This window comes from Hirschia litorea, assembly GCF_042665075.1.
In the GTDB taxonomy this organism is placed as follows: Bacteria; Pseudomonadota; Alphaproteobacteria; order Caulobacterales; family Hyphomonadaceae; genus Hirschia; species Hirschia litorea.
Map to the genome: position 1 here is coordinate 801273 of NZ_JBHTBR010000002.1, position 24244 is coordinate 825516.

Below are 24244 nucleotides of genomic sequence, written 5' to 3' on the forward strand. Positions count from 1 at the left end.
CACTGGAATAGTATTGGGGATAGGTCATGCCACGCCTGTTTGACAGTTTTGTTATGGTTAATTGGAGCGCGGCATCTAAGCCTGCAACAGGAAAAGACTCTATCTGGATAGGTGCACTTGTACCTGATGCTCGATTGAGACTTACTTTTCGAGCCTCAAATCCCCCCACACGTCAAGCTGCTTACGAGCAACTCAAAGAATTGCTGACACGCTTAACCAATCGTGGTGATCGTGTATTGTTGGGATTTGACTTTCCTTTTGGCTTTCCAAACGGCACGTCAGAAAAACTAGGCCTAAAGGCCGAAACACCCTTCAATGCTATTGGTGATTTCCTCAATAAAGAGATGAAAGACAAGCCTGACAATACGAATAATCGTTTTGCGCTGGCTGCGCGCATGAATCGTTTAATTTCCGATGGGCCATTCCCTTTCTGGGGGTGCCCGAAACGAGATGAGCTTACGACACTTTCTGTCAAAAAAGCACGCGAGCATTCACCTGAAGATATGCCCGAATTTCGCCAGACAGAAACTGCAATGATCGCCAAAAAGCTTGGTCGACCTCAACCTGTTTGGAAAATTGCCTATGCTGGCGCTGTCGGAGGTCAAACAATGACTGGCCTACCCTATATTCATAAGCTCCGCGACGATTTTGCTGACATGAAACTATGGCCGTTTGAACTCCCTCTCGCGCCTCTTGATACGGAAACCTTGGGGAACACTTCAATTGTTGCCACCGAAATCTACCCCGCAATGATTGAACTAAAAGTGATTGATACTGAAATTCGCGACGAAACAATCGTACGAATCATAGCCGAATATTACGCTGATTTGGACGAGAAAGATCGTTTATCGCCACTTTTTGCGGGTCCAGAAAAAGCTACAAATACCGAGAAAACTGCGATTTCCACTGAAGAAGGGTGGATTTTAGGCGTATAAGCCCCTGTTTATGGGCTTTTTCGATACTTAAAGGCTTTACGAATCGGCAAAACAACTGCGAGATCGCGCCAGTCGTCGCAAAATTTGGCGGCCTATCGTTTTTTAGGAGGGACATAATGAACAAGTCCGAACTTACGAAGCAAGTAGCAGAAGCCGCTAGCATGACTCAGTCTGAAGCTGGCCGCGCTGTTGATGCTGTGCTGGATACAATCGCCAGCGAGCTAAAAAAAGGCGAGCAAGTTGCTCTAGCTGGTTTTGGTACATTCTTGGCTAAAACACGCAAAGAGCGCGAAGGTCGCAACCCAGCGACAGGCAAAACTATGGTTATTCCGGAAAAAACTTCCGCTGCCTTTAAGCCTGCCTCTGCACTAAAAGACCTTTAGAACACCCATCACCATTGCGGTGATTTAGGCGGCGCGCAACTTAAATGTTGCGCGCCGTTTTCCATTCCAAAAGCAAGACCTGCGCAACACCCACAACCAGAGAGCCTACAACGACACCCCACATAGCACCTTGAGCACCATATCCTTTGACGAGAGTAAGCCAGTAAGTCAGCGGAAGCATTACAACGACGTATCCGCTCAAATGCACAATCGTCGGCGTCCACACCACCTCCTGCGATCGCAGAGCACTAGAAGCGACAACTTGCAAACCATCAAAAAGAACAACTAGAGATGCTATGGCAATCACAGGTGCAAGCAAGCTTACAATATCAAGCCCATTGGCTTCATCGCTACTCGCCATCCCTACCGCGAGATGATCTCTCAAAAAGTATGTCAAAACGATCAATACAATTCCCGTAAAGACAGTCGCAACAACTCCCAAGCGTCCAGCATCCCGAACACCAGTTCGATCTCCGCGCCCATAACTTTCAGCAACGCGCACGGAAGTTGCCGTTGCAATACCAACAAAGATCATGAAGCACATAAAGATTGGCTGTATACCCAATGAGAACACTGTTCCTGTCACGGTGCTAGCGAGTGTCGCTATAACAAATGTTAGGTTAAAAGCAGCAAACTCGGCCATGTGCGCAACAGCACTACCCAAACCAACTGTATTTTGGCGCACAAATTCCCTTGCAGGCGCAGGCGCTGACTTTCTGAACCCAGGTGTCAAAAAGGCAACCAACCCCAACAGAACCACTGCCACAACCGCACGTGAGCCTGTTGTCGCCCACGCAACACCGTCAGCTCCCATTGGTTCTGCACCCCAGACACCAGCGACAAGCGCTAAGTCCAAAATAAGATTAGCAACAACCCCCACATAAGTGATGATTGTTACCCATACAGGCTTCCTCAATGCTTCAAGATACATTGTACAGCCGATCACAACCATATGTGCGATCATACCATAGCCAAGAATACGCGCAGCCGAAGTCGCGCCCGTAACAACCTCACTCTGTAAGTGAAGCATACGGTATAAAGGCTCCGCGCAGGTAATAATCATCACGGTAGCACACAGCCCGAGCAAGCACCCCACGACCATACCACGACGGAAAACGCGCCCTGTATCTTTATAGAATCCAGACCCATTTAGCTCTGCGGTGAAGACTTGCACACCTTGCAAGACTCCCATTCCAGCTGCCATTCCAACGCTTAAAAGCAACCAAGCTATTGTAATATAAGGAACTTCTAACTGCGCCATGCGCCCCAACACCACAGCATCGGTCACAGACATTACTGGCATCGCCAAACGTGACAAAGCAACCGGAAATGCTAAACGCAGCAAATCCAAAATTTGGTCTGGCTTCCCCCATACAGGCAGTTTAATTTTCGTGGTCATCGGCAGGCTTCCTTCCGCTAGCCGAGTGGGCTAGCGGAGGTGATGTATACCTACTGTGCTGCTAACGCCACATCTGATTTTTTTGATTGAAGTTTTTCTGCAACGAGAAAAGCCAATTCAAGCGCCTGCTCACCATTCAAACGCGGATCACAATGCGTGTGGTAACGAGAAGAAAGGTCTGCATCGGTGATTTCTTGCGCACCACCAAGACACTCAGTTACATTCTGACCAGTCATCTCGAAGTGAACACCACCAGGGTATGCACCTTCACCACTAACAACATCAATGAATTGAGCTACTTCCGACAAAATACGGTCTACCGGACGCGTTTTGTATCCAGATTCAGACGTTAGTGTATTTCCGTGCATTGGGTCACAAGACCATACAACTGAACGTCCTTCCTGCTCCACGCGACGCACAAGCTTAGATAAGCCGGCTTCTACTTTGTCTGCACCAAATCGAGCGATCAAAACCATTTTTCCAGGTTCATCATTCGGATTTAATGTATCAATCAAACGAATAAGCTCGTCTGGGTCCAAAGTCGGACCACACTTCATACCTATCGGATTAATAACGCCGCGACAGAATTCAACGTGCGCGCCATCAAGTTGGCGGGTGCGATCCCCAATCCAAAGCATATGCGCGGACGTATCTACCGTTTGATTTGCAACTGTTGAATCTTCACGTGTCATCGCCTGCTCATATCCAAGCAACAATGCTTCGTGAGATGTATAAAATTCTGTCTCACTCATCATTGGCGTATTATTGGGCGTAAGACCAATAGCCTCCATGAAATCAACAGCTTCATTAATCTGAGTTGCAATCTTGTGGAAGCGCTCTCCTTGAGAGGAGCGATCAACAAAATCTAACATCCATTTATTTAGATTATGAAGATCAGCATAACCGCCACGAGAGAATGCCCGCACCAAATTCATCGTCGCAGCAGACTGATTATATGCACGAATAAGACGTTCAGGATCAGGGTTACGAGCTTCGGGTGTAAACTCAATACCGTTGATTATATCTCCCCGATAAGATGGCAGTGTTACACCATCTTTTGTTTCAATCGGGCTAGAACGAGGCTTGGCAAATTGACCAGCAATACGTCCAACTTTTACGACCGGCTTCGAAGCAGCAAACGTTAGCGTTACGGCCATTTGTAAAATCACACGAAAAGTATCGCGGATATTGTTGGAATTAAATTCCTTGAAACTCTCTGCACAGTCCCCACCCTGCAATAAAAATGCGCGACCAGCAGCGACATCTCCCAAGCGTGCCTTGAGGCGACGTACTTCACCAGCAAAAACAAGCGGTGGATATTGCGCAAGAGTCGCTTCTACTTCAGCTAACTTTGATGCATCTGGGTAATCATCAGGAATATGCTTGGCAGGCTTATCGCGCCAAGAATTTGGGGTCCAATTGGTCATAACGACTGACTTCTTTTTATCTATATTGAACATTACTCATAACGAATTTCCACGTCGATGAGCAAGGTCTTACCCGCTCACTATGACGACAAAATTGCATTAAATTTAGTAATCAAAGAGTTTTGCATCTCTTTTTGCGCGTTTTTCTGCAGAAAATAGAATTAATTCTACAATCTTTCCTCTAGTGGGACGCCCACCTAATTGATTGGACGGGTCAATATTATGCCGCTTTACAATTTGCTTCAGGGCCGCAATTGAACGGTTCTTTAATGCAGCTTTTAACCCGCTCTCACCCGACTGTTTATACACAACATTGGGATTAAACTCTGTTATTTGCTCTTCCAACTCACGCTGCTTTGCCAGCTCTTTGGCTTGCTTTAGAATTTCATCTTCTATCTTGCGCGCAAAAGAGCGATTACTACTAGCCTCATCTGCAATCACACCCCAGATAGACTTTAGCGTTTTTTCGATCATAAAAGTCCGACCTTTTCTTGGAACTCTGCTGCGAATTTTCGTATGATTCCCGCTGCATCACCATACTTCTGGTCGAAACTTCTTGGCGTTTCGGACCATTCCCCAGACCGTGCTATACTTTCATTCTGCGGAATAACGACGTCAAAAGTTTTAAAATCCGATCTCAAAGATTGAACTTCATTCTCGTGTAGAACGATATTTGAGTCATATTTAGTAATAAGCGTAAGGATGTTATCTTCCGTAAAGCGCCGCTTCTCCATGGAACGCACAGCACGCCTTCTAAATGCATAAATTCCCAGCCGTGATACATAATCTGGAATAGTAGGGATCACCACATACTCAGACATAGTAATCGCAGCTTCAGCAAATAACGAAATCCCTGGCGGACAGTCAAATAAAACGACATCATAATTGGACGCCACACTTTCAACTGCAGATCCCATAAGGCGAGTTAAACGATCCTGAACAGCATTGATGGTGAAACCTTGGCGGATAAACTTATCCAAAGCATCGCGCTCTACATATCGAAATTCTGGTGTAGCCACGACAAGATCTACAACAGGACCACCTTCGATATCCGTCACACGTGAAGCTATAAACTCGTGAAAACGACGAGGCTCAGACCCATGAACGAACTGAGTAAAATACGCATCCAAAGTGCGTTCGGATTCGCGCAATTCAGACCATTTATCTAGACCACATAAAATCATAGATGCATTAGACTGGGGGTCCAAATCAACGACAAGCACACGCATAGATGCCTGCGAGGCTAAAGCCTCCGCCAACATACACACACTCGTAGATTTACCCACACCGCCCTTCATGTTCATCACAGAAACTATGCGCATGATATATGTCGGCTCCTTCGTCTCATCCGATACTAAATTGGTCCCCTCTAAGGGCCAACCGTTTACTATATTCTTGGTTCAACGGATTGAGGCAGAGGTCAACCTCAAGAATATTACAGCGAGTGCAAATTCACGGTTGACCTCAATTTTTTACACAAAATAGGCCGATTTATGACAAGAAAATCAGTTTCTTCTTTAGGTAATTTCTGGAACAAACTTATTCCGCATCGTTACCAATTCTTCAGCCAATGAAGGATGCAATGCACACGTATTGTCGAAATCTTGTTTCGTCGCGTTCATCTTAACAGCGATACCGACTGCTTGAATGATTTCTGGTGCATCTGGCCCAACAATATGACAACCAAGAACGCGCTGGTCACTCGCGCGAACGACAATCTTCATCAGCACACGGTTCTGATCGCCTGATAAAGCATTCTTCATGGGTTTGAATTGTGCTTTATAAATGTCAATTTCGCCGTGTTCCGAACGCGCCTGCTCTTCACTTAAGCCTACAGTTCCAACAGGTGGCTGCGTAAAGACAGCTGTTGCAATCTTATCGTGATCGAAGTGATGTGGTTTTCCACCAAATTCAGTGTCGGCAAATGCATGTCCTTCACGAATGGCAACCGGTGTTAGATTAACGCGATCTGTTACGTCGCCAACCGCCCAAATAGAAGGGACATTCGTTTTCGACCATTCATCAACTTTAATCGCACCATTCTTGTTTAATTGCACACCTGCATTTTCCAGCCCCAAACCATCTGTATATGGCTTGCGACCAAACGCTCCCACGACAACATCAGCCTCAACGCTGTGGCCGTTTGATAGCTCCACACAGTAATTGTGTGATGCATCAGGTGTTTTGGATATTTTAGAAAAAACAGCGCTTGTGACGACATGGATACCCGCAGCAGCCATACCCTCGTGCACCGCCGTACGAACATCATCATCAAACCCACGAAGAACCGTTTCACTTCGATATACCAAATGCGTCTCCACACCTAGTCCGGCAAAAATGTGAGCAAATTCCACCGCGATATAACCACCACCGCCAATCACGATAGATTTTGGCAGATCTTCAATATCAAAAATTTCATTTGAAGTTATACAGTGCTCAGCGCCTTCAAAATCGTCCGGCACAAACGGAGTTCCGCCAACAGCAATAAGAATTCGCTCAGCGGTTACAGTCTTACCCGACTTCACAAGTTTCACAGTGTGCGCATCTACAATCTCCGCACGCTCATGAATAAGATCTACGCCAGCATTATTCAAATTGCGAGCATATATTCCAGATAGACGGTCAACTTCAGCGCCGAGAGATGTGATAAACGCTTTGTGGTCATATTTCACTTCAGGGATCGAATATCCGAACCCTTCGGCATCTTTAAAAGACTTCTGAAATTCAGACGCATAAACCATAAACTTTTTCGGTACACATCCGCGAATTACACACGTACCACCTGCACGAAACTCTTCCGCAATAGCTACTTTCGCGCCGGTAAGCGCCGCAATACGGGCCGCCCGTACACCACCAGATCCCGCTCCGATAGTGAACAAGTCATAATCATAGCTCATTTTGCGTTACTCCCGCATATTTAATCACGGCAGAATTCTCTGAAAAGATCAGTCTTCTCTTGAGATAGTCTCTGCACCCATTTCAGTTCCAATAATCACTGCATCCGCAATATCCAAAAACAAGCCATGCTCAACAACGCCGGGGATTTGATCCAGCACAGCGCCCAACATGTCAGGGTCTGGTATCACTTTGCAGTGTAGGTCCAGAATGTGGTGACCTCCGTCCGTAAGTAAAGGTACCCCCCCTGCATTTAGACGTATAGTGACTTGAATACCGTTCATTCCTAGAATTTCTAATGTCTCTTCAATACGTGCTTTCGTCAGCGCCATTCCGAACAAATTCACCTCAACAGGAAGAGGAAAAGCTCCAAGTTCTTTTACCTGCTTAGTTGCATCAGTAATCACGACCATCATGTCAGATGAGTCAGCAATGATTTTTTCTCTCAGTAGAGCCGCACCGCCGCCTTTGATCAAACGCAACTCAGGATCAAACTCATCAGCACCATCAATCGTAAGGTGGATAACTGGCGCTGTATCTAAGTCTGCCATTGGTATTCCAAGTTCTCGCGCTTGCGTGTCAGTTGCCTCAGAGGTGGCAACACAAATGACATCAAACCCCGCCTTAACTTTCTTGCCTAGCTCATCAACAAAAATGGCTGCCGTAGACCCGGTTCCAAGACCGAGAGTCATACCCTCCTCTACCAAATTCAAAGCTGCTAAGGCTGCATTGCGTTTTGCTACATCACTCATCATTTTTCCATTTCTGCGTATTTAGACTTTCACCATACGCAATAGTAAATTTTACTAGCGGCACTTGCTGCCTTAACTATTTTTTGGAAGCCTTTTTCTTTGCCGCCATAGTTTCACGAAATTTAGTGGCCCAACCTGATTTAGAAACCTGACGTCCACGCGCCACAGCTAAAGCACCAGATTCTACATCTTGAGTTATAACTGAGCCCGAGCCGACCATAGCACCGTCACCGACACTAACAGGAGCAACAATAGAAGAGTTCGACCCTATGAACGCATTCTTGCCAATGATCGTTTGATATTTCAAAAAGCCATCATAATTGCAAAAAATAGTACCCGCGCCAATATTCGCATTCTCACCAATGCGTCCATCTCCCAAGTACGAAAGATGGTTGGCTTTAGAACCCTTATCCATTTTCACGTTTTTAACTTCAACGAAGTTTCCAACACGCACGTCTTCCCCAATATCTGCGCCTGGGCGCAAACGCGCATATGGCCCTAAGACAGCCCCTCGTGCTACTTTTGCTCCTTCAATGTGGCAAAATGCTTTTATCGAAACATTGTCTTCAATTATCACACTAGGTCCAAACACAATATTGGGTTCTAAAAATACGTCTTTTCCTATCTGCGTGTCCCATGAAAAATAGACGGTTTGAGGATCTATCATTCCGACACCTTCTTCCATAAAGCGAACACGGGCTCTTTTTTGAAAAACAGCCTCTGCTTCAGCAAGCTGTACGCGCGAATTAACTCCCAACACATCTTCTTCATCACAAGAAACAGCTGCTGCTTTTAAGCCTTCTAACCGCGCAAGACCTACCAAGTCGGTGAGGTAGTATTCTCCCTTCGCATTGTCGTTTTTTACCTCCTTCAAAAGTCGAGACATAATTGGCCAAGGAGCAGCCATGACGCCGGAATTACACAAGCGCACACAATATTCTTCAGGGCTGGCATCTTTGGCTTCAACAATACGGTCCAATCCACCATCGCTGCCTAGTATCAGCCGCCCATATCCCCCAGGATCAGCAGCCTCAAACCCTAACACCGCAATGGAAGCACCCGCACTGATCGCAGAGAACGCACCTAGTGCAACATCTTCTGGGATAAGCGGAGTATCTGCATATAATACGATAACATCCCCCTCAAACCCTTCAAGCACCGATGCTGCAGCCTGCACGGCTGTCGCAGTTCCCGATTGAGATTGTTGCACGCAAACATTGTCTTCACCTACAAGGTCTGAAGCTGCTTGATGCACATCTTCAAACTGAGGACCAACAACTATAATCGTTTTTTCACACCCGAGCTTGGTTGCCAAATCAGCTGTCCAAGCCATCATAGGACGTCCAGCTACTTTATGAAGCACTTTGGGAGTAGCAGACTTCATCCGCGTCCCCTTGCCCGCTGCTAAAATTATTGCTGCTCTCGACATGTCCACCCTCGCAGTTTGAACCCAAATCATTTAAGACGGGCGGACAATCCTTCATATGAGCGCGGGTAGCAAGCTTTTCTGCGTCAATTAACATTAACTTGTTCACAGGGACGCAAACACCATGTTTTTAGACGGTTTCACACTTGTATTTGACTTAGACGGAACGCTGGTCGAAACAGCCCCTGATCTCCATCGCGCCACAAATCAAATAATGAATCAGGAGGGATTAGATAAAGTTACACTCGAAAATGTTCGCGCTTTTGTTGGGCAAGGTGCGCGCGCACTCATCCAACGCGGTGCCGCAAAGTCTAATGTAAAGTTTGACGATGAAAAACTTGATAAACTGACATTACAATTCATCGACATATATCAAACGGATATCGCAGCGAAAAGTCATTTGTTTGAAGACGTTGAATCGACTTTAGACATGCTTTCATCAGAAGGCGCTAAATTTTGTGTGTGCACAAACAAAAACACTGCGCTTGCCATAAAATTGCTTGAAGCACTTTCCGTAGCGCATCGTTTTGAAAGTATAGTGGGGGCAGATGCTGTCGCGCACAAAAAGCCCCATAAAGACCACTATCTACACGCCTTAAATGCAGCTGGAGGAGCGCTCAATAAATCTATCATGATAGGCGATTCAGTATCCGACGTTGGAGCGGCGAGAAATGCAGGTGTGCCTGTTATACTCGTTTCCTTTGGATACACTGATATCGCGCCCGAAGAACTAACTCCAGACGCGATTATCAATCATTACAGTGAACTTCCCAATTCACTAAAGTCTCTCTTGGAGAAAGGGACCTAATTCATCATTTGGCGGGAAAATTCTTGCGCAAATTGACTTTTTTTGTCTGAGCTGCCCCTAAGAGAGCCTCCCACACCAGGGGTGGGCATCCCATTAATCATATTGGAACGAACATCTGTCCTGGCTGACCGCATAGCTGGGATAAATCCCGCATCGACAAGATCAATATTCACATCGAACCCGCGGCTTTTCCAATACTCTTCAATCTTATTTTTTAAACGTAGCGCGCCGTCTTCAGTACAAAAATCACTGGCCATTTACTTTACTACTCCAAATTTAAACATCGACCGTTCAAAACAGTCATTGTCAGAGACCAGTCCCTCTAAGTATTCAAAAGAGTTATTATATATTTATGCTCCACTTGAATGACTTAAATATATCTGTTCAAAAGCTAAATTCAATAGTTGAAATTAAAATTTAACAAAACTAAATCTATAGCTGAACAGAGTCTGAACAAAAGACCTCTTGTTCATATTCTATTCATCCAATTATTTGATTTTTGTGATTTTCGCATGAATTTCTTGTCACAAAAGCGCATTGCCTATTCACAAAATAAACTCGGAACGCAAGATCATTTTTAATTCACACGGGATTTTAGCCAACTCTATGTATCGGAGTTGAATTTAACGATTCTAATACGGCAAAAGCTAGATTACTTTCTGTCCGTTAATTCTATCGAGAAACCGGCGGTAAAGACCTGCGCGGGGTCAAGTCGCCGGACGCCATGATCACAGCCATTTTCTAAATTAAACGCGCCAGCAGAATGTGTGGTCGGCTCGAAACACACGAAACCTTCGCTCGGTGGAGAATACACCATGGCATGCCTCATATTTTCGTCGGCTTTGATAAGCACATCAAATTTAGCACCACAATTCTTCAAATGAGCTATACCATCCCACCCATCATAATTATGATCTATAAGCTCACTAGATTTTACAGGCTTTGTCCTTGAAAAATTCAGTCTACTCTCAACGGCCTGCCCCAATGCCAATGCGCTATGCGATTCAAATGGCAAGTAAGCACTCCTCGCATTAAATTGCATTGTAGTATCGGCATTTGCCAGAAAATAGGGATGAAAGCCAATACCAACTGGCATGCACTCTTCTGCAATATTACGAACTTCTGCAGCCATCTTTAAAGACCGCCCCTCAAGGGAGTAGGTCAACCTTGCGACAAACGGCCAAGGCCACCACGACCCATCATGCTCATAACGCAGCTCACATGACGTCTCGGTCTGTTTTTCTACTTCCCAAGCTGAATACCAACCATTTCCGTGAATAGCGTTTTCATCGCCCTGCCAGTTAATAGGCAGCTGGTAGCGCTTACCGTCAAATTCAAAAAAACCTTGCTTTATGCGGTTAGAGAAAGGCAACAGAACAAATGAGCCCGAATCTAAAGCACTCAACGCATCAGTAGCCTTTTGAGGCCGAAAAACATCAAAACCGCCCATCTTGAATAATGATACTTGACCGCCATGCTTAGGTTCAACCCCAAGCGTGAGAGCTTCATTTTGCAAAATAATCGTCATCACCAACTCTAAAACAAAAAAAGGGGAAGAGAAGAACACTGATACATCAGCTACTTCTCTTCCCACAAAAAGATACGAGAGGCTATACGGGACGATATTCCTCTAGAACGCCAATTAGGCATTGCCAAATTGCGATATGATAGCGCTATCACAAAAGACCACAATTTGCAAGCTTATTTCCGCCCCTGTTTAAGTCATATATTTCTAATATTAATCAGCCTTCGGAGCCGCTGCAGATTCCCGTTTAATCAGAGAATATTCCAAATAAGTCTTAGACTCAGAGGTATCAGCCTGACGCTTCCCCTCCCCAATCATATCACCGAGTGTTTTAACCGCGCGACCCGCCAATTCTGAAAGCGGCTGACGAATTGTAGTTAAGTTTGGCCAAACAGTCGTGGCGATTGGAGAATCATCAAAACCAACGACCGACACATCACGAGGAACTTTTAGCCCCATTTCAGACGCAGCCGCCAACACTCCCGCCGCCATATCATCATTTGCTGCAAAAATAGCAGTTGGTGGATTCCTCGCCTTCAACAGCTGCAAGCCTGCTTCCATTCCAGAACGATAGGTAAAGAACCCTGGCACCACCAGATCACCACCCGCAGGCAAGCCCGCTCGCCTCAAACCTTCTTCTACACCAGCTAAACGTTGCGCACTACTACGGTGACTAGGGTGCCCTTGAATAAAGCCAATTCGGCTATGACCAAGCCCCACTAGGAAATCAATGACGTCAATGGAAGCTTGATAGTCATCAATCCCCATCTCACACGCGCTTTTATTTTCAGAAAAACACCCGAGATAAACCGTGGGAAACCCTTCCTCGTTAAGCAAACGCCGAATTCCTTTCACATCCCCCATTGGCGGAGAAATTATCAGCCCATCCCAAGTTCTATGCAAATCTTTGCGCAAACTCTCAGGAGATATATCTTCCGGAACTCTGTTTACGACCAACTGATAACCGTAAGTACTAACAGCCTCAAGAGCTCCCATCAGCAACTCACCAAGATAGGCAGATGAAGGATTTCCATACAACAGACAGATGCGAGTCGAACGTCCACCTGCCAAACTTCGTGCGGCTTGGTTAGGCGAATAGTTCAGCCTTTCGACAGAAGATAACACCTTCTCACGAGTTGCAGATTTAACGATTGAAAGATTGTTCAACACACGCGAAACGGTCATTGGCGAAACACCCGCATGCTTTGCAACATCAATTAACGTAACTGAAGCTTTGTTAGTCTCGTTTTTTTTACTCACGCATCAATCCCTAACTTCAGCATACAGAATAACAATACCACCCCATAAAGGTATGCAGCCACATCAGCCCAACATCCATCCAACTAAAAGCGTTCGACATATTCGTAGTCGATTCGCAACGATGTAACTTTTAAATAAGAGAGTGTACGGAATCAAATGCTGGCGCAACCATTAGTATAGATATCGCCCCTGCCGGAATATAATTCATAGGAATTCCAAACAAAAAGCCTATGACAATTTTTATGTCATAGGCTCTTATAAACTGGTGACCCCGGCAGGATTCGAACCTGCGACCTCGGACTTAGAAGGTCCTTGCTCTATCCAACTGAGCTACGGAGCCGATATTCTCGATGACACTCTTAGCAAGTCATATTCTGAAATGCACGTGTCGATTTTAATTTAATGACAGATAATTATCCAACAGATTCATAAAAATCAAACTTTAATGCGTCCAAGGATATTTTCGATCGGTTGAGAAATTCTCAGCATATGTCTTGATTATACGCTTCGGCTCACGCGGGGTAAGCACCTGAAACTCAAGCCCCTTTCGACGCGCATACGCAACTGCCTCTTCGCGCGTTTCAAACGTCATACGCAATTGAGTTTCCGTACTATCTGTGCTCGTCCACCCCATAAGTGGGTCAACGCTACGTGCAGCAGCAACATCCAACTCCAACACCCAAGCTGAAGTTTTCGCTTTGCCAGATTGCATGGCATTTTTTGACGGCTTGTAAATTTTTGCCAGCATGAGTGCGCGCGTGCTCCCTTATCGCAATGATCTTTCTCTTATTGCATGCCTGTAAACGCACGAAATTTCAATCGGTCAAATAGGAATTACTATCCTTGTCGCGGTAAATTTTTTTTATCTTCCGACATACCAGCGCCGGAAACTCTGGCATTCCGCCAATCGTAAAGGATGCAACTGGGTCTACTGCCGATTTTGAAATAGCTAAACTCCAATCTTCAGCACCGTGCAAGCCACTTCCTAAAAACAACCCAACAACGCATAACGCCTCTTTAGAGTCCGCTAATACTTGATCAGCATATGGCTCTTCCTCTAAATAAGCACAAGTAACCGACAGTTTAGAAAAATCACTTAATCTAGCAGCCAGTCTTTCATTTGCGAGGCGAGAAGCAGATGAACGTTGCGACCCATGGGCAACCAACAATACGCCCCCTTCAGGAACTTTCCCAACCAAGCATTCCGAAAGCTCTGGCCAATCACATAGTGGAGCAGCTACGCGTATCAGGTTTGATGCATCACCGCCTAAGCCGCCAACGGATTTCTCTATCTTCTTATAAAAGTATCCGTCCGAAAAAATTAGAGGCAATATAAGCGTCACTTTAAAGTCAACTTCCGCGAGGGCCGCCTCAAGCGAACCTTGCTCAGACAACAGAGCTATTTGACAAGATTTTGGGGCAATTTCTGACTTTATATAGTCTACTACGCTTTTGAGATTGGAGTTGCGTTCGGTAAAACTGCCGCGCCTATCACCATGAGCACATAATATTATTTCAATAGTCGAGAGATCGTCCATGCAGCCAATCTTAATACAACTAAACTGAATTGTCTCGGTGAAATTAAAAATGGTCGGGACGGAGAGATTCGAACTCCCGACCCTCTGGTCCCAAACCAGATGCGCTACCAGACTGCGCTACGTCCCGACATTTTTACGAGTTATTTAAAACTCTTCTCTGATCGTTATAAAGTTACCGTCGATCAGGAGACGCTTTGTAACGAAGTTTACGCAGAACGAAAGACCCTAAATCAACTTTTTTTGCATAAAAGCGATTTTTTTTCGCTCGCTACTCCTAAAATTCTATTTAGGAGCCTCAACAGCTACTTCAACATTATTAAATATTGCGTGCTGCACGACATCCCCCGGCTGTATGTCCATTTTAGCAGCTACACCACCGTTTAGCTCAAGCACCCCTTTTACTATCATTCCCGGAGAAATTCGGCGTTGAGAATGTGGTCGTGCATTTCTTGCGATTGCAACAATTACACCTTCGTCATCGAGAAACAAAATATCCAGCGGAATAAGTGTATTTTTCATCCACATATTAGGTTCACGCGGTACCCCAAAATCAAACAGCATTCCCGCATCTTCGGCCAAGGTTTCACGAAACATCAAACCTTGCGTTGTCTCTTCTGCGGAGTCTGCGATTTCAATATTGAAGGTTAGTTGAGAATCATCAGTTTTAATTACGAGACTTCCAGTTTCGAATTTGACACCACCATCTTGTGCCAGTGCTGCCGGATGCCCCATCGCAACTACCGAGAGAACTGCTAGTGTAGAAAGTAGTTTTTTCAATTCGGGCCTCACATCATTCAATAACGGCTTTTGCCTAGTAAAGTTTGGTTTATCTAAATCAATTGCAGAAAAACGAGCCTAGAGACAAGCCTAAGCTACAGTTCATGACAAATATAGATAGATTTTGTATGTCCAATTGCTCTTAGCGCGCATATTTTTTCAGTTAAGGCGTGGAACTAGCTTCAACGACATAACTTCCCTTTGGGCCTTTACCTAAAGAAACCCATATTTTTTGCCCAGGCTCAGCATCTTCAAGCCCCGCACGCCGCAAAGTAACCATATGAAGAAAAATATCTTCATTTTCACCTTCACGATGCACAAATCCGTACCCCTTAGTACGATTAAACCACTTGATCAGAACTGGCTCACGTGCAGCCCCTTCTAAAGGCGTAACAACGGCTCCACCATCCAAGTTCTTCACTTGAGTAACTTGGTAACCACGCTCCCGTTTAACAACGTCACACGTAATCAACATACCTTCAGCAGCGATTTCAGCGCCAAAGTCTCGCAGAATAGAGATATGAAGCAAAGCTTCTTGCCCATCCAGCCCATCATCAGGAATGATAAAACCAAACCCTTTGACCGAATCAAACCACTTAACGCGTCCGGAAATTTCAATCGTGCCGATATCGATCTTGGTAACGCTATTGTCTGACGCTGTGTTGTGCTCCTGCCCCATAATACTTCGTTCTAACGTCCCTGCACTCTAGAAACTAAAACCCACCGCATGAACCAGCAAGCCCGACTGTAACTGACAGCCCATCAGTCCCATTAATCAAATAAGTTGTTTTCTTAATAAGTCAAAGGGTAAACGGTTCCCAAGGTAAAATTACAACATGATGCCAAATAAAAAAGCACCATATAATCCATTGGTACCCCACAAATTATCATCACCATCTCATTCACATGGATGGAAAGAAATATTCAGAATAATGATTAGTGGAAATTTTGTAGCAGCTAAACAGCGACCAAGTCGAGCGATTGCTCTCAACACACTTGGCAGTCCCTAGGGGAATCGAACCCCTCTTTCTAGGTTGAAAACCTAGCGTCCTAACCGATAGACGAAGGGACCGCATCAGTGTGAGAGCGCTGTATACAAATGTGCGATTTTAGATGCAAGTTCTTTTTTCAATTATTTTGAAAAAAACCATCAAGAACCTCAAATTGCACCTTTCCAGCACCTCTCCACTCGTCTGGTTTTAACTTTCCAGCCAAATGCATAGGCTTACACGACAAAATCACCTGCCCTAAATCCGTATCGGCGACTCGAAACGCGATGGCACGCAATTTTCCACCATCTTCTCCCAGTATCTCAAAGCTCAAATGATCAACGCCTACGCGGCGAACATTATTCGGGCGCACATTTGCCAGTGCAAATAGCGGCTCAGGCGCTCCAGCCCCATAGGGGCCAGCCGCCTCAATAGACTCTAGCAAATCACCACTCGCCGATGCAGGCGAAAGCAAACCATCAAAATCCAACACCCTCGCCTCTGCCAGTTCTTTCTTAGCGTCAAGCGTGTGGGCTTCCATAAATTCTCTAAATCCATCCAATTGGGATGGCTCAAGCGATAAACCAGCCGCCATAGCATGCCCACCACCAGATAAAATAACACCTTCCCGTGACGCTTGTGCAATCAAATCGCCCAAATTTACACCGGCCACAGAGCGCCCAGAACCTTTCGCCACCGGACCAAGATCCTCTCCCCAACCAATCACAATTGTCGGCCTGTGATATTTTTCTTTTAACCGCCCAGCAACAATTCCAATCACACCAGGATGCCAACCTTCACCCCCCACGACGATAGCTCCCGCGTTTGGCTTCTCACTAAGCCTTACCTCAACCATGCGAGTGGCTTCATCCAGAATGTCAGCTTCTATCTCTTTGCGTGCTTCGTTCAGCGCATGCAATCGTTCTGCAAGTACGAGCGCTTCTTTACGATCTTCACACCCTAACAGCTTAGCAGCAATCCACGGGTCGCCGATTCGTCCACCTGCGTTCAATCGAGGCCCCAAAAGAAAGGTCGCATGATAAACAGACTTGGGGGCCTCCACACCGGAAACCTGCGACAATGCCTCCAGCCCAATATTATCCATCCGTGCAAGAACTTTTAGACCAGCATTCACAAACGCACGATTCACCCCTTTCAAAGGTGCCATGTCACACAAGGTCCCCAAAGCACACAAATCAAGCCATTTCATCGGATCCGGTAGACCATTGTCAGGTGCTACACCGCGCTGTCGCGCTAATCTATTCAAACCAGCAGTCAAAATAAACACGACACCCGCTGCGCATAAATGACCACACCCGGATTCACAATCAGGTCTATTAGGATTCACAACAGCAGCGGCGGGAGGTGGTGCGCTTTGCATTAAGTGATGATCAAGTACGACCACTTGGACACCGATCTCATGGGCTGTTTCCAAAGCCTCAACCGCCGCCGCCCCGCAATCGACTGTGATGACCAGCTCCGCACCTTGCTCTTGCAGGCTTTTAAATGCCTCAGGAGAGGGGCCATAGCCCTCTGTTAATCGGTCGGGCACGTAAAGGAGCAAATCATGGCCCCAAGCCCTAAAATACTTTGTAAGAATAGCAGCCGACGTCCCGCCATCCACATCATAATCGGCCAAAACCGCAACTCTGCGTCCATTAACTAACGCATCGAGAATCACTTCAATTGCAGCATCCATATCTGTAAAGCTGCTAGGGTCAGGAAACAATTCCTTCAGGGTCGGTGTAAAGTAGCTCCCTGCTTCTTCAATACCGATACCGCGCCCGGCAAGCAATCGACCAATGATATTTGATTTACCTAATTTTTGAGCCAGCGCGTTGGCATGCCCTTCTTCAACCGGTCGACTACGCCACTTTCTTCCCGTCAGAGATTGCTCCACTCCCAAAAAAGCTGGTCCCGTTTCGTCAACAGGTAACTCATGAGAAGAATCAAGGAATGCAGAACGAGACATAAAAACACCAATTTAAAGCAACCCAAACACAAGTGGATCACTCCCACTTCTACTGATCACACCGCGCTTGTCATCCATTCAAATGCAAAAGAGGCGACTTCCAATACAGAAATCGCCTCCTTACAAAGAAATATTCAAAAGCTATACAGCTCGAATTTTAACCTGGGTAAGTAGATTTTACGTTCCGAACGACGCCATCAAAAGAGGACATCACAATGGAGTCTGTGTAGACTTTACCATTTTGGCGCTTAACACCTGCTAATAGACCACCATTTGTAACACCAGTTGCGGCGAAGACTGCATCTTTAGAGCAAAGTTCGTGAAGGTCGTATTTTTTATCGAGATCGGTGATACCAATACGAGTTGCACGGCCACGCTCGTCATCATTGCGGAAGGTCAAACGCCCCTGCATCTGACCGCCTACACATTTAAGCGCCGCAGCTGCTAGAACACCTTCTGGTGCACCACCAGAACCTAAGTAAAGGTCGATACCGGTGTCTGGATTTGTAGTGTTGATAATACCAGCGACATCCCCATCAGAAATAAGAGAAATGCGGATACCTAAAGAACGAAGGTCTTCAATAATTTTTGCATGACGCGGACGATCAAGCACACATACGTTCAACTGACCTACTTCGACGCCTTTTGCTGCTGCAACTGCTTTAGCGTTTTCGATTGTTGATTTGTCCAAATCAATTACGCCTGCTGGGTATCCAGGACCGACAGCAATTTTATCCATGTAAACGTCAGGAGCGTGCAACAAACCACCACGTGGAGCGATTGCAAGAACTGCCAAAGCGTTCGGCATAGCTTTCGCCGTTAATGTTGTGCCTTCAAGAGGGTCAAGCGCGATATCAATTTCAGTACCTTCGCCCGTTCCGACTTCTTCTCCAATGAAAAGCATAGGCGCTTCATCACGTTCACCTTCACCAATAACGATGCGCCCTTTCATAACAACTTCGTTGAGCGCTGTTCTCATGGCATCCACAGCTGCTTGGTCTGCAGCTTTCTCATCACCACGTCCAACCATTGTTTCAGAAGCAACTGCAGCACGTTCAGTTACACGAACCATCGCATCCGCAAATGTCGGATTCAAAGCATTAGAAGTCATTTTTGTCCCATTCTTTGGTTTTAGTATCTTGTATATAGCGCTCTATGCGAAACTCATGCCTCAACACGCAAAACGCGAGGTTTATCTACACATGCTTCAAGCTCAGCCACAATTGCAGCGGCAGATTCGACTACATTTCTAGCACAAGGGTGTGTCATAATAGCAATTGGAGATCCATCCCCGCCAGCACTCGAATCTTGCTGCATTAGGTCAATTGAAACATCACATTTAGCCAACGCATTTGACAATGATGCCATTGCCCCAGACTTGTCTGAAAGCCGAATACGAATAAACCATACACTTCTTGGGCCATCGCCGCTAGAAAGATATAGTTTGTCTTCTAACTGAGAGACCGGCAAGCCAAACGGTGCTGTAACAGCTCCTTGCAATATACGAGAAATATCTCCCATTACTGCTGAAGCAGTCGGACCTTCTCCCGCACCTGGCCCAGTCATCGTAACACGGCCAACGGGTTCACCCTCAACCATCACCGCATTCGTAGGTCCGGTAACTTGAGCTAATGGATGGTCAACCTTAAACAGCGCTGGTGCCACATGGCAGCGGACGCCATTTTCGTCTTGAACTGCTTCGGCAACCAATCGAATTCGATAACCCATTTTATTTGCGAGTTTAATATCAAGGCTTTCTATTTGATCAACGCCTGCAACACGCACTTTAGAAAAATCAGGTTTTGCACCAAAAGCTAACACTGCCAAGATAAGCGCTTTGTGGGCTGCGTCCATTCCCGACACATCTAAATAAGGGTCCGATTCGGCATACCCCAACTGCTGAGCCTCTTTGAGAACAGACTTATAGTCAGCTCCAGTCTCAAGCATTTGGGTCAAAATATAATTACATGTACCGTTTAATATTCCTGACACGCGGTGAATATCTACGCCAGAAAAACTATCACGCACTGCCCGTACAATCGGAACACCACCAGCCACAGCAGCATCGAAAAGCAGATGAACACCATGCTCTTCCGCAAGAAGAGCTAAGTGCGCCCCATGCTCAGCCATTAATGCCTTATTGGCAGTTACAACATGCTTGCCTGCTCGGATGGCTGTTTCTACTGAATGACGCGCAGGTCCATCTGAACCACCCATTAGTTCTACAAACACATCAATCTTATCAGATTTAGCGAGCTGAGCGGCATCATCCTCCCAACCATATCCAGATAGGTCGACACCTCTGTTTCTGCTCCGCGATCTAGCTGAGACGAGTGAAATCTCAAGATTTCCAGGTAAGCGAAGTTTATCTTGCTGCTGAACGAGCTTTACAAGTCCAACACCGACATTTCCTAAACCGGCTATTCCTAGTCTGAGAGTTTTTTGTTCTGTCATTTTTTCTTACTCTCCAGCCGCAACGACTGGTTCTGAATTATTAGGACCTGCATCAATGAAGCGGCGAATGTTACGTGCAGCTTGACGAATACGCTGCTCGTTTTCAACAAGCGCCAGACGAACATGTCCGTCCCCGTATTCACCAAATCCGGCTCCAGGCGCAACAGCCACGTGCGCCTGCTCGATTAGGCGAAGCGAAAACTCTAGCGAACCAAGATGACGAAACGCCTCTGGAATTGGTGCCCAAGCAAACATTGATGCGCTTGGACTAGGCACTTCCCATCCAGCACGCGAAAAACTTTCAATCATCACGTCTCTGCGTGTTCTATAAATTTCACGCATTTCGTCGACGCAATCTTGAGGGCCATTCAAAGCTGCTGTTGCCGCCACTTGAATAGGTGTAAATGCGCCATAATCGAGATAAGATTTGACCCGAGCCAAAGCACCAATCAAACGCTCATTACCTGCAGCGAATCCCATACGCCACCCAGCCATTGCATAGGTTTTGGATAGAGATGTTGTTTCCACTGCGATATCCATAGCACCCTCAACCTGAAGAACTGAAGGTGGAGGGTTATCGAAATATATTTCCGTGTAAGCCAAATCGGATAATATCCAGATCTCATGCTTTTTAGCGATACGTACCGCTTCTTTATAGAAATCAAGATCTGCAACTTGAGCAGTTGGATTCGCAGGATAACATAAAACCATCGCAGTAGGCTTCGGCACAGAGTGACGAATCGCCTTGTCCATACCAGCCAAATACTCTTCAGGAGAATCCGCTTTGATATGGCGCATAGATGCTCCAGCGATCAGGAACCCGAATGTATGCAAAGGGTATGATGGATTGGGTGCAATAATCACATCCCCTGGCGCGGAAATAGCCTGAGCTAGATTCGCAAATCCCTCTTTTGACCCCAATGTCGCAACTATTTGCGTGTTCGGATCCAAATCCACACCAAATCGGCGTTGATAGTAAGCAGCTGCCGCACGACGAAGTCCCGGTATTCCGCGCGATGAAGAATATCGGTTTGCCTTCGGTTTATAAGCAGTTTCACATAATTTATCGATAATGTGCTTAGGTGTTGGCAGGTCAGGATTTCCCATACCAAGATCAATAATGTCCGCGCCCGCCGCTCGTAGCTGGGCCGCTTTACGGTTTACCTGCTCGAACACATACGGAGGAAGACGTCTGATCTTGTGAAATTCCAACTTCATTGGGACACCAATTTTATACTCTGAACACCTCGCACTATTACAAGGCGCATTAACTTACCGCGTCATAAACCCAAGGGCAGGCCTTTGCACGCAAAATATCACTTTAATGGGTAAAATTAGTCTTTTGGCACACCTTTTTCGACCTCTTCACGCCTTTTTTGAGCCCAAATTCGCGGATCTTCTAAATTTTCTTCCTGCGCGGTCATCGCTTTTGGGTCGTTATCTAGATCTTCGACCTCTTTGTTTAACCGCTCATCACCATCCAACAACTCTTGAGGCACAGGACCACGCGGAGACGTCACAGGAATGCTAGAAAACTCAGGATAGCCTCGACCGAACACTTCCTCTTTTTGGGTTTCAAACCATGTTGGAGCCGTTTCATGCGCTTCATCAACACGCTTTTTTACGCCTCCAGCACACCCAGAAACAAATAGAGGGATTGCCAACACGCTCGCAATTAGACAAAATTTCAACATATGTAGAACCAAACCTTCGAGTCATTATTGCGAAGCTGCATGACTATAAATGAAACACGTAGTGAAAGCTAATTAGCGTGACCAAGGAATATGATAAACCTCCAAATACAGAATTTCCGCATTTGGAGTCCTCCCAAGCCCTTAAAGAGCGCTTAATCAGGCTTAGTACAGAATTTCACACCCTTCTAACTGAAATGGCACAAGACAATGGCCCAATGGCTTCCAGTCCGGTACATTTATTCGTCGCCATAGAAACACTTCAACGCGCTCTAGGTAAAGACCCCGAACGAGCGGCGAAAGCACAGCAAAACCTTATTAATCGATTAGGTGAAACCGCTAAACTCATCAATGATAACGAACAAGCAAACGCTGAAGAGACTACAGACAAGTCTGAAAGCAACCGTATTCACAATCCGCGGTTTGCTGATCCATTATGGTGTCAGTTCCCACTCTTTGACTTCATAAGCCAATCATACATGGTGTTATATGACTGGACACGTGAACTGGTTGAAGACACGGAACACCTTAGCGAGCAAGAACGCAAAGAAGTACAATTTCAATTACATCAATTTCTTTCTGCCTTATCTCCAAGCAATAATTTCTTCACAAACCCAGTCGCAATCAAAAGGTTTATAGATACCGATGGTGCCTCTCTGGAGGCTGGGCTAGAAAACCTAAAACGTGATTATGACGCGGACTTTGGACATCTCAACATCAGCCAGTGCGATAAAACAGCATTTGAAATAGGCAAAAACGTAGCAGCCACTAAGGGACAAGTAGTTTTTAAAAATGAGCTTATAGAGCTTATTCGGTTTAGCCCCTCTACTAAATCGGTTTTTGAGCGTCCCCTGCTTATTTTTCCGCCTTGGATAAACAAATATTATGTTCTGGATCTTCAAGCGAAAAACTCGCTTGTCGCTTGGCTACGTGACCAAGGCTTCACCGTGTATATGATATCTTGGCGAAGCGCAGACCATATCACACGTGATTTAGATTGGGACAATTACGCAAGCCTTGGCGGGCTCGCCGCCATAAAATTTGTATATGAAACCCACAATATCTCTATCAATATTGCTGGTTACTGCATTGGCGGTACAATGCTCTCCACGCTTGCTGCGTATCTAGCTAAGAAAAAAGACCCCCGTATAAACAGTCTCACCTTCATGGCGGCTCAAACAAATTTTGAAGATGCCGGAATGATGAAAGCAATCGTAAGTGAACGTACATTTTCAGAAACGGCAGCAGCAATCGTAAAGAATAAAGGGATAATGCCAGGCGAACTTATGTCGGACGGCTTCAACTCCCTGAGACCACAACGCCTCATTTGGCAATTTATTGAGGAAAATTACCTCCTTGGCGAAGATGTAAAACCATTCGACCTATTGTATTGGAATAGTGACCAAACGAATATCCCCGGCCCACTACATCTTGAATACATACAAAATTTCTACATCGAAAACCAACTCGCCAAAAACGAATTTTTCCTTTTTGACGAGAAGATAAGCTTGAACGATATAAACTGGCCTGTCTTCATTCACGCAGCTTTTGGTGACCACATCTCTCCCTTTGAATCCGTTTATAGTGGGCGTCATCTATTTGGTGGTGACACTAAATTCATTCTAGCGGAAGCTGGACATATCGCAGGTGTTGTTAACCCGCCGACCAACAATAAATACGGCCACTGGAGTCGTGGAAACCCAAAACTTCAGACAGGAGCAGATTGGAAGGATTCGGCTAGCTATAAAAAGCAAAGCTGGTGGCCTGCACTCGCTGAATGGTTAAGTGAGCGGTCAGGTGACCTAGTAAGCCCACCTCCTCCTATTAAGAACGCCCCATCTGCCCCTGGAGTGTATGTCAAAACAACCTTAGCTGATATCCATCAAATGCGTAACTAATCTCAATTTAGTACCAACATACAAATGTAAACCAACTCACTTTTGATAGACGCGCACGAATCAAAGGCGTAAGTGGTGGTGTAAGAATTAATTGAATAATTTACGAATCAAGAAG

At 45.8% G+C, this 24244-nt stretch carries 23 protein-coding genes and 3 tRNA genes; 4 read left to right on the plus strand and 22 right to left on the minus strand.

The window, feature by feature from the left end; all coding sequences use genetic code 11:
* Positions 1-26 precede the first annotated feature (26 nt).
* Both ACFQS8_RS03745 and ACFQS8_RS03750 read left to right on the plus strand, forming a co-directional pair.
* Positions 27-935 carry a cobalamin biosynthesis protein CbiG gene (locus ACFQS8_RS03745; protein ID WP_382165853.1) on the plus strand — a complete coding sequence of 303 codons (909 nt, stop codon included), beginning with the start codon at positions 27-29 and terminating at the stop codon, positions 933-935.
* A gap of 116 nt (positions 936-1051) precedes the next feature.
* On the plus strand, positions 1052-1318 hold the full coding sequence (locus tag ACFQS8_RS03750; protein ID WP_382165855.1) for an HU family DNA-binding protein: 267 nt from the start codon (positions 1052-1054) through the stop codon (positions 1316-1318).
* Positions 1319-1358: 40 nt separating this feature from the next.
* Here the strand turns inward: ACFQS8_RS03750 and ACFQS8_RS03755 are convergent, their stop codons facing one another.
* From ACFQS8_RS03755 to glmU, 7 genes are all read right to left on the minus strand, one after another.
* Complete coding sequence (locus tag ACFQS8_RS03755; protein WP_382165857.1) at positions 1359-2717, minus strand: MATE family efflux transporter; 1359 nt, start codon at positions 2715-2717, stop codon at positions 1359-1361.
* 50 nt (positions 2718-2767) lie between these two features.
* Positions 2768-4144 carry a class II 3-deoxy-7-phosphoheptulonate synthase gene (locus ACFQS8_RS03760; RefSeq protein WP_382165858.1) on the minus strand — a complete coding sequence of 459 codons (1377 nt, stop codon included), beginning with the start codon at positions 4142-4144 and terminating at the stop codon, positions 2768-2770.
* A gap of 105 nt (positions 4145-4249) precedes the next feature.
* Positions 4250-4618 carry a hypothetical protein gene (locus ACFQS8_RS03765; RefSeq protein ID WP_382165860.1) on the minus strand — a complete coding sequence of 123 codons (369 nt, stop codon included), beginning with the start codon at positions 4616-4618 and terminating at the stop codon, positions 4250-4252.
* On the minus strand, positions 4615-5466 hold the full coding sequence (locus ACFQS8_RS03770; protein ID WP_382165861.1) for a ParA family protein: 852 nt from the start codon (positions 5464-5466) through the stop codon (positions 4615-4617). Before ACFQS8_RS03770 ends, ACFQS8_RS03765 begins: the two co-directional genes overlap by 4 nt.
* A 195-nt stretch (positions 5467-5661) precedes the next feature.
* The gene (gene gor, locus ACFQS8_RS03775; RefSeq protein WP_382165863.1) at positions 5662-7041 is read right to left on the minus strand and encodes a glutathione-disulfide reductase; all 1380 of its coding nucleotides are present in this window, start codon (positions 7039-7041) and stop codon (positions 5662-5664) included.
* Between the two features lie 48 nt (positions 7042-7089).
* Positions 7090-7791 carry a ribose-5-phosphate isomerase RpiA gene (gene rpiA / locus ACFQS8_RS03780; RefSeq protein ID WP_382166580.1) on the minus strand — a complete coding sequence of 234 codons (702 nt, stop codon included), beginning with the start codon at positions 7789-7791 and terminating at the stop codon, positions 7090-7092.
* Between the two features lie 76 nt (positions 7792-7867).
* Entirely contained in the window at positions 7868-9220 is a 1353-nt protein-coding gene (glmU, locus tag ACFQS8_RS03785) for a bifunctional UDP-N-acetylglucosamine diphosphorylase/glucosamine-1-phosphate N-acetyltransferase GlmU (protein WP_382165865.1), read from the minus strand.
* Positions 9221-9341: 121 nt separating this feature from the next.
* On the opposite strand from glmU, the gene gph reads away from it, so the two are divergent.
* Entirely contained in the window at positions 9342-10025 is a 684-nt protein-coding gene (gene gph / locus ACFQS8_RS03790; protein ID WP_382165867.1) for a phosphoglycolate phosphatase, read from the plus strand.
* Here gph and ACFQS8_RS03795 read toward each other — a convergent pair.
* The 15 genes from ACFQS8_RS03795 to ACFQS8_RS03865 form a co-directional block, all read right to left on the minus strand.
* Positions 10022-10282 (minus strand): hypothetical protein, encoded by a 261-nt coding sequence (locus ACFQS8_RS03795; RefSeq protein WP_382165869.1) that lies wholly within the window; start codon positions 10280-10282, stop codon positions 10022-10024. The genes gph and ACFQS8_RS03795 overlap by 4 nt on opposite strands.
* Before the next feature lie 395 nt (positions 10283-10677).
* The gene (locus ACFQS8_RS03800) at positions 10678-11553 is read right to left on the minus strand and encodes an aldose 1-epimerase (protein WP_382166581.1); all 876 of its coding nucleotides are present in this window, start codon (positions 11551-11553) and stop codon (positions 10678-10680) included.
* Between the two features lie 210 nt (positions 11554-11763).
* Positions 11764-12810: a LacI family DNA-binding transcriptional regulator gene (locus ACFQS8_RS03805; RefSeq protein ID WP_382165871.1), complete on the minus strand. Its 1047-nt coding sequence runs from the start codon at positions 12808-12810 to the stop codon at positions 11764-11766.
* A 263-nt stretch (positions 12811-13073) separates the two neighbouring features.
* Positions 13074-13150: transfer RNA gene (locus ACFQS8_RS03810), tRNA-Arg, on the minus strand.
* Positions 13151-13252: 102 nt separating this feature from the next.
* Positions 13253-13558 carry an ETC complex I subunit gene (locus ACFQS8_RS03815; RefSeq protein WP_382165873.1) on the minus strand — a complete coding sequence of 102 codons (306 nt, stop codon included), beginning with the start codon at positions 13556-13558 and terminating at the stop codon, positions 13253-13255.
* A 67-nt stretch (positions 13559-13625) separates the two neighbouring features.
* Positions 13626-14348, minus strand: a complete 723-nt coding sequence (locus ACFQS8_RS03820) for a sirohydrochlorin chelatase (RefSeq protein WP_382165875.1) — start codon at positions 14346-14348, stop codon at positions 13626-13628.
* Positions 14349-14398: 50 nt separating this feature from the next.
* Positions 14399-14475, minus strand: a tRNA-Pro gene (locus tag ACFQS8_RS03825).
* 155 nt (positions 14476-14630) lie between these two features.
* On the minus strand, positions 14631-15125 hold the full coding sequence (locus ACFQS8_RS03830) for a DUF192 domain-containing protein (protein WP_382165877.1): 495 nt from the start codon (positions 15123-15125) through the stop codon (positions 14631-14633).
* Positions 15126-15288: 163 nt separating this feature from the next.
* Positions 15289-15804 carry a cold-shock protein gene (locus ACFQS8_RS03835; RefSeq protein WP_382165879.1) on the minus strand — a complete coding sequence of 172 codons (516 nt, stop codon included), beginning with the start codon at positions 15802-15804 and terminating at the stop codon, positions 15289-15291.
* A 318-nt stretch (positions 15805-16122) separates the two neighbouring features.
* A tRNA-Glu gene (locus ACFQS8_RS03840) sits at positions 16123-16197 on the minus strand.
* A gap of 56 nt (positions 16198-16253) precedes the next feature.
* Positions 16254-18086, minus strand: coding sequence for a single-stranded-DNA-specific exonuclease RecJ (gene recJ / locus ACFQS8_RS03845; protein ID WP_382165880.1), 1833 nt, complete (start codon positions 18084-18086; stop codon positions 16254-16256).
* 157 nt (positions 18087-18243) lie between these two features.
* Entirely contained in the window at positions 18244-19197 is a 954-nt protein-coding gene (gene glpX / locus ACFQS8_RS03850) for a class II fructose-bisphosphatase (protein ID WP_382165882.1), read from the minus strand.
* Positions 19198-19250: 53 nt separating this feature from the next.
* The gene (locus ACFQS8_RS03855; RefSeq protein ID WP_382165884.1) at positions 19251-20540 is read right to left on the minus strand and encodes a homoserine dehydrogenase; all 1290 of its coding nucleotides are present in this window, start codon (positions 20538-20540) and stop codon (positions 19251-19253) included.
* A 6-nt stretch (positions 20541-20546) separates the two neighbouring features.
* Positions 20547-21758 carry an LL-diaminopimelate aminotransferase gene (locus tag ACFQS8_RS03860; protein ID WP_382165886.1) on the minus strand — a complete coding sequence of 404 codons (1212 nt, stop codon included), beginning with the start codon at positions 21756-21758 and terminating at the stop codon, positions 20547-20549.
* 116 nt (positions 21759-21874) lie between these two features.
* Positions 21875-22234, minus strand: coding sequence for a hypothetical protein (locus ACFQS8_RS03865; protein ID WP_382165888.1), 360 nt, complete (start codon positions 22232-22234; stop codon positions 21875-21877).
* Between the two features lie 77 nt (positions 22235-22311).
* Here ACFQS8_RS03865 and ACFQS8_RS03870 point away from each other — a divergent pair, with 77 nt between their 5' ends.
* Positions 22312-24129, plus strand: a complete 1818-nt coding sequence (locus ACFQS8_RS03870) for a PHA/PHB synthase family protein (RefSeq protein ID WP_382165889.1) — start codon at positions 22312-22314, stop codon at positions 24127-24129.
* Positions 24130-24244 lie beyond the last annotated feature (115 nt).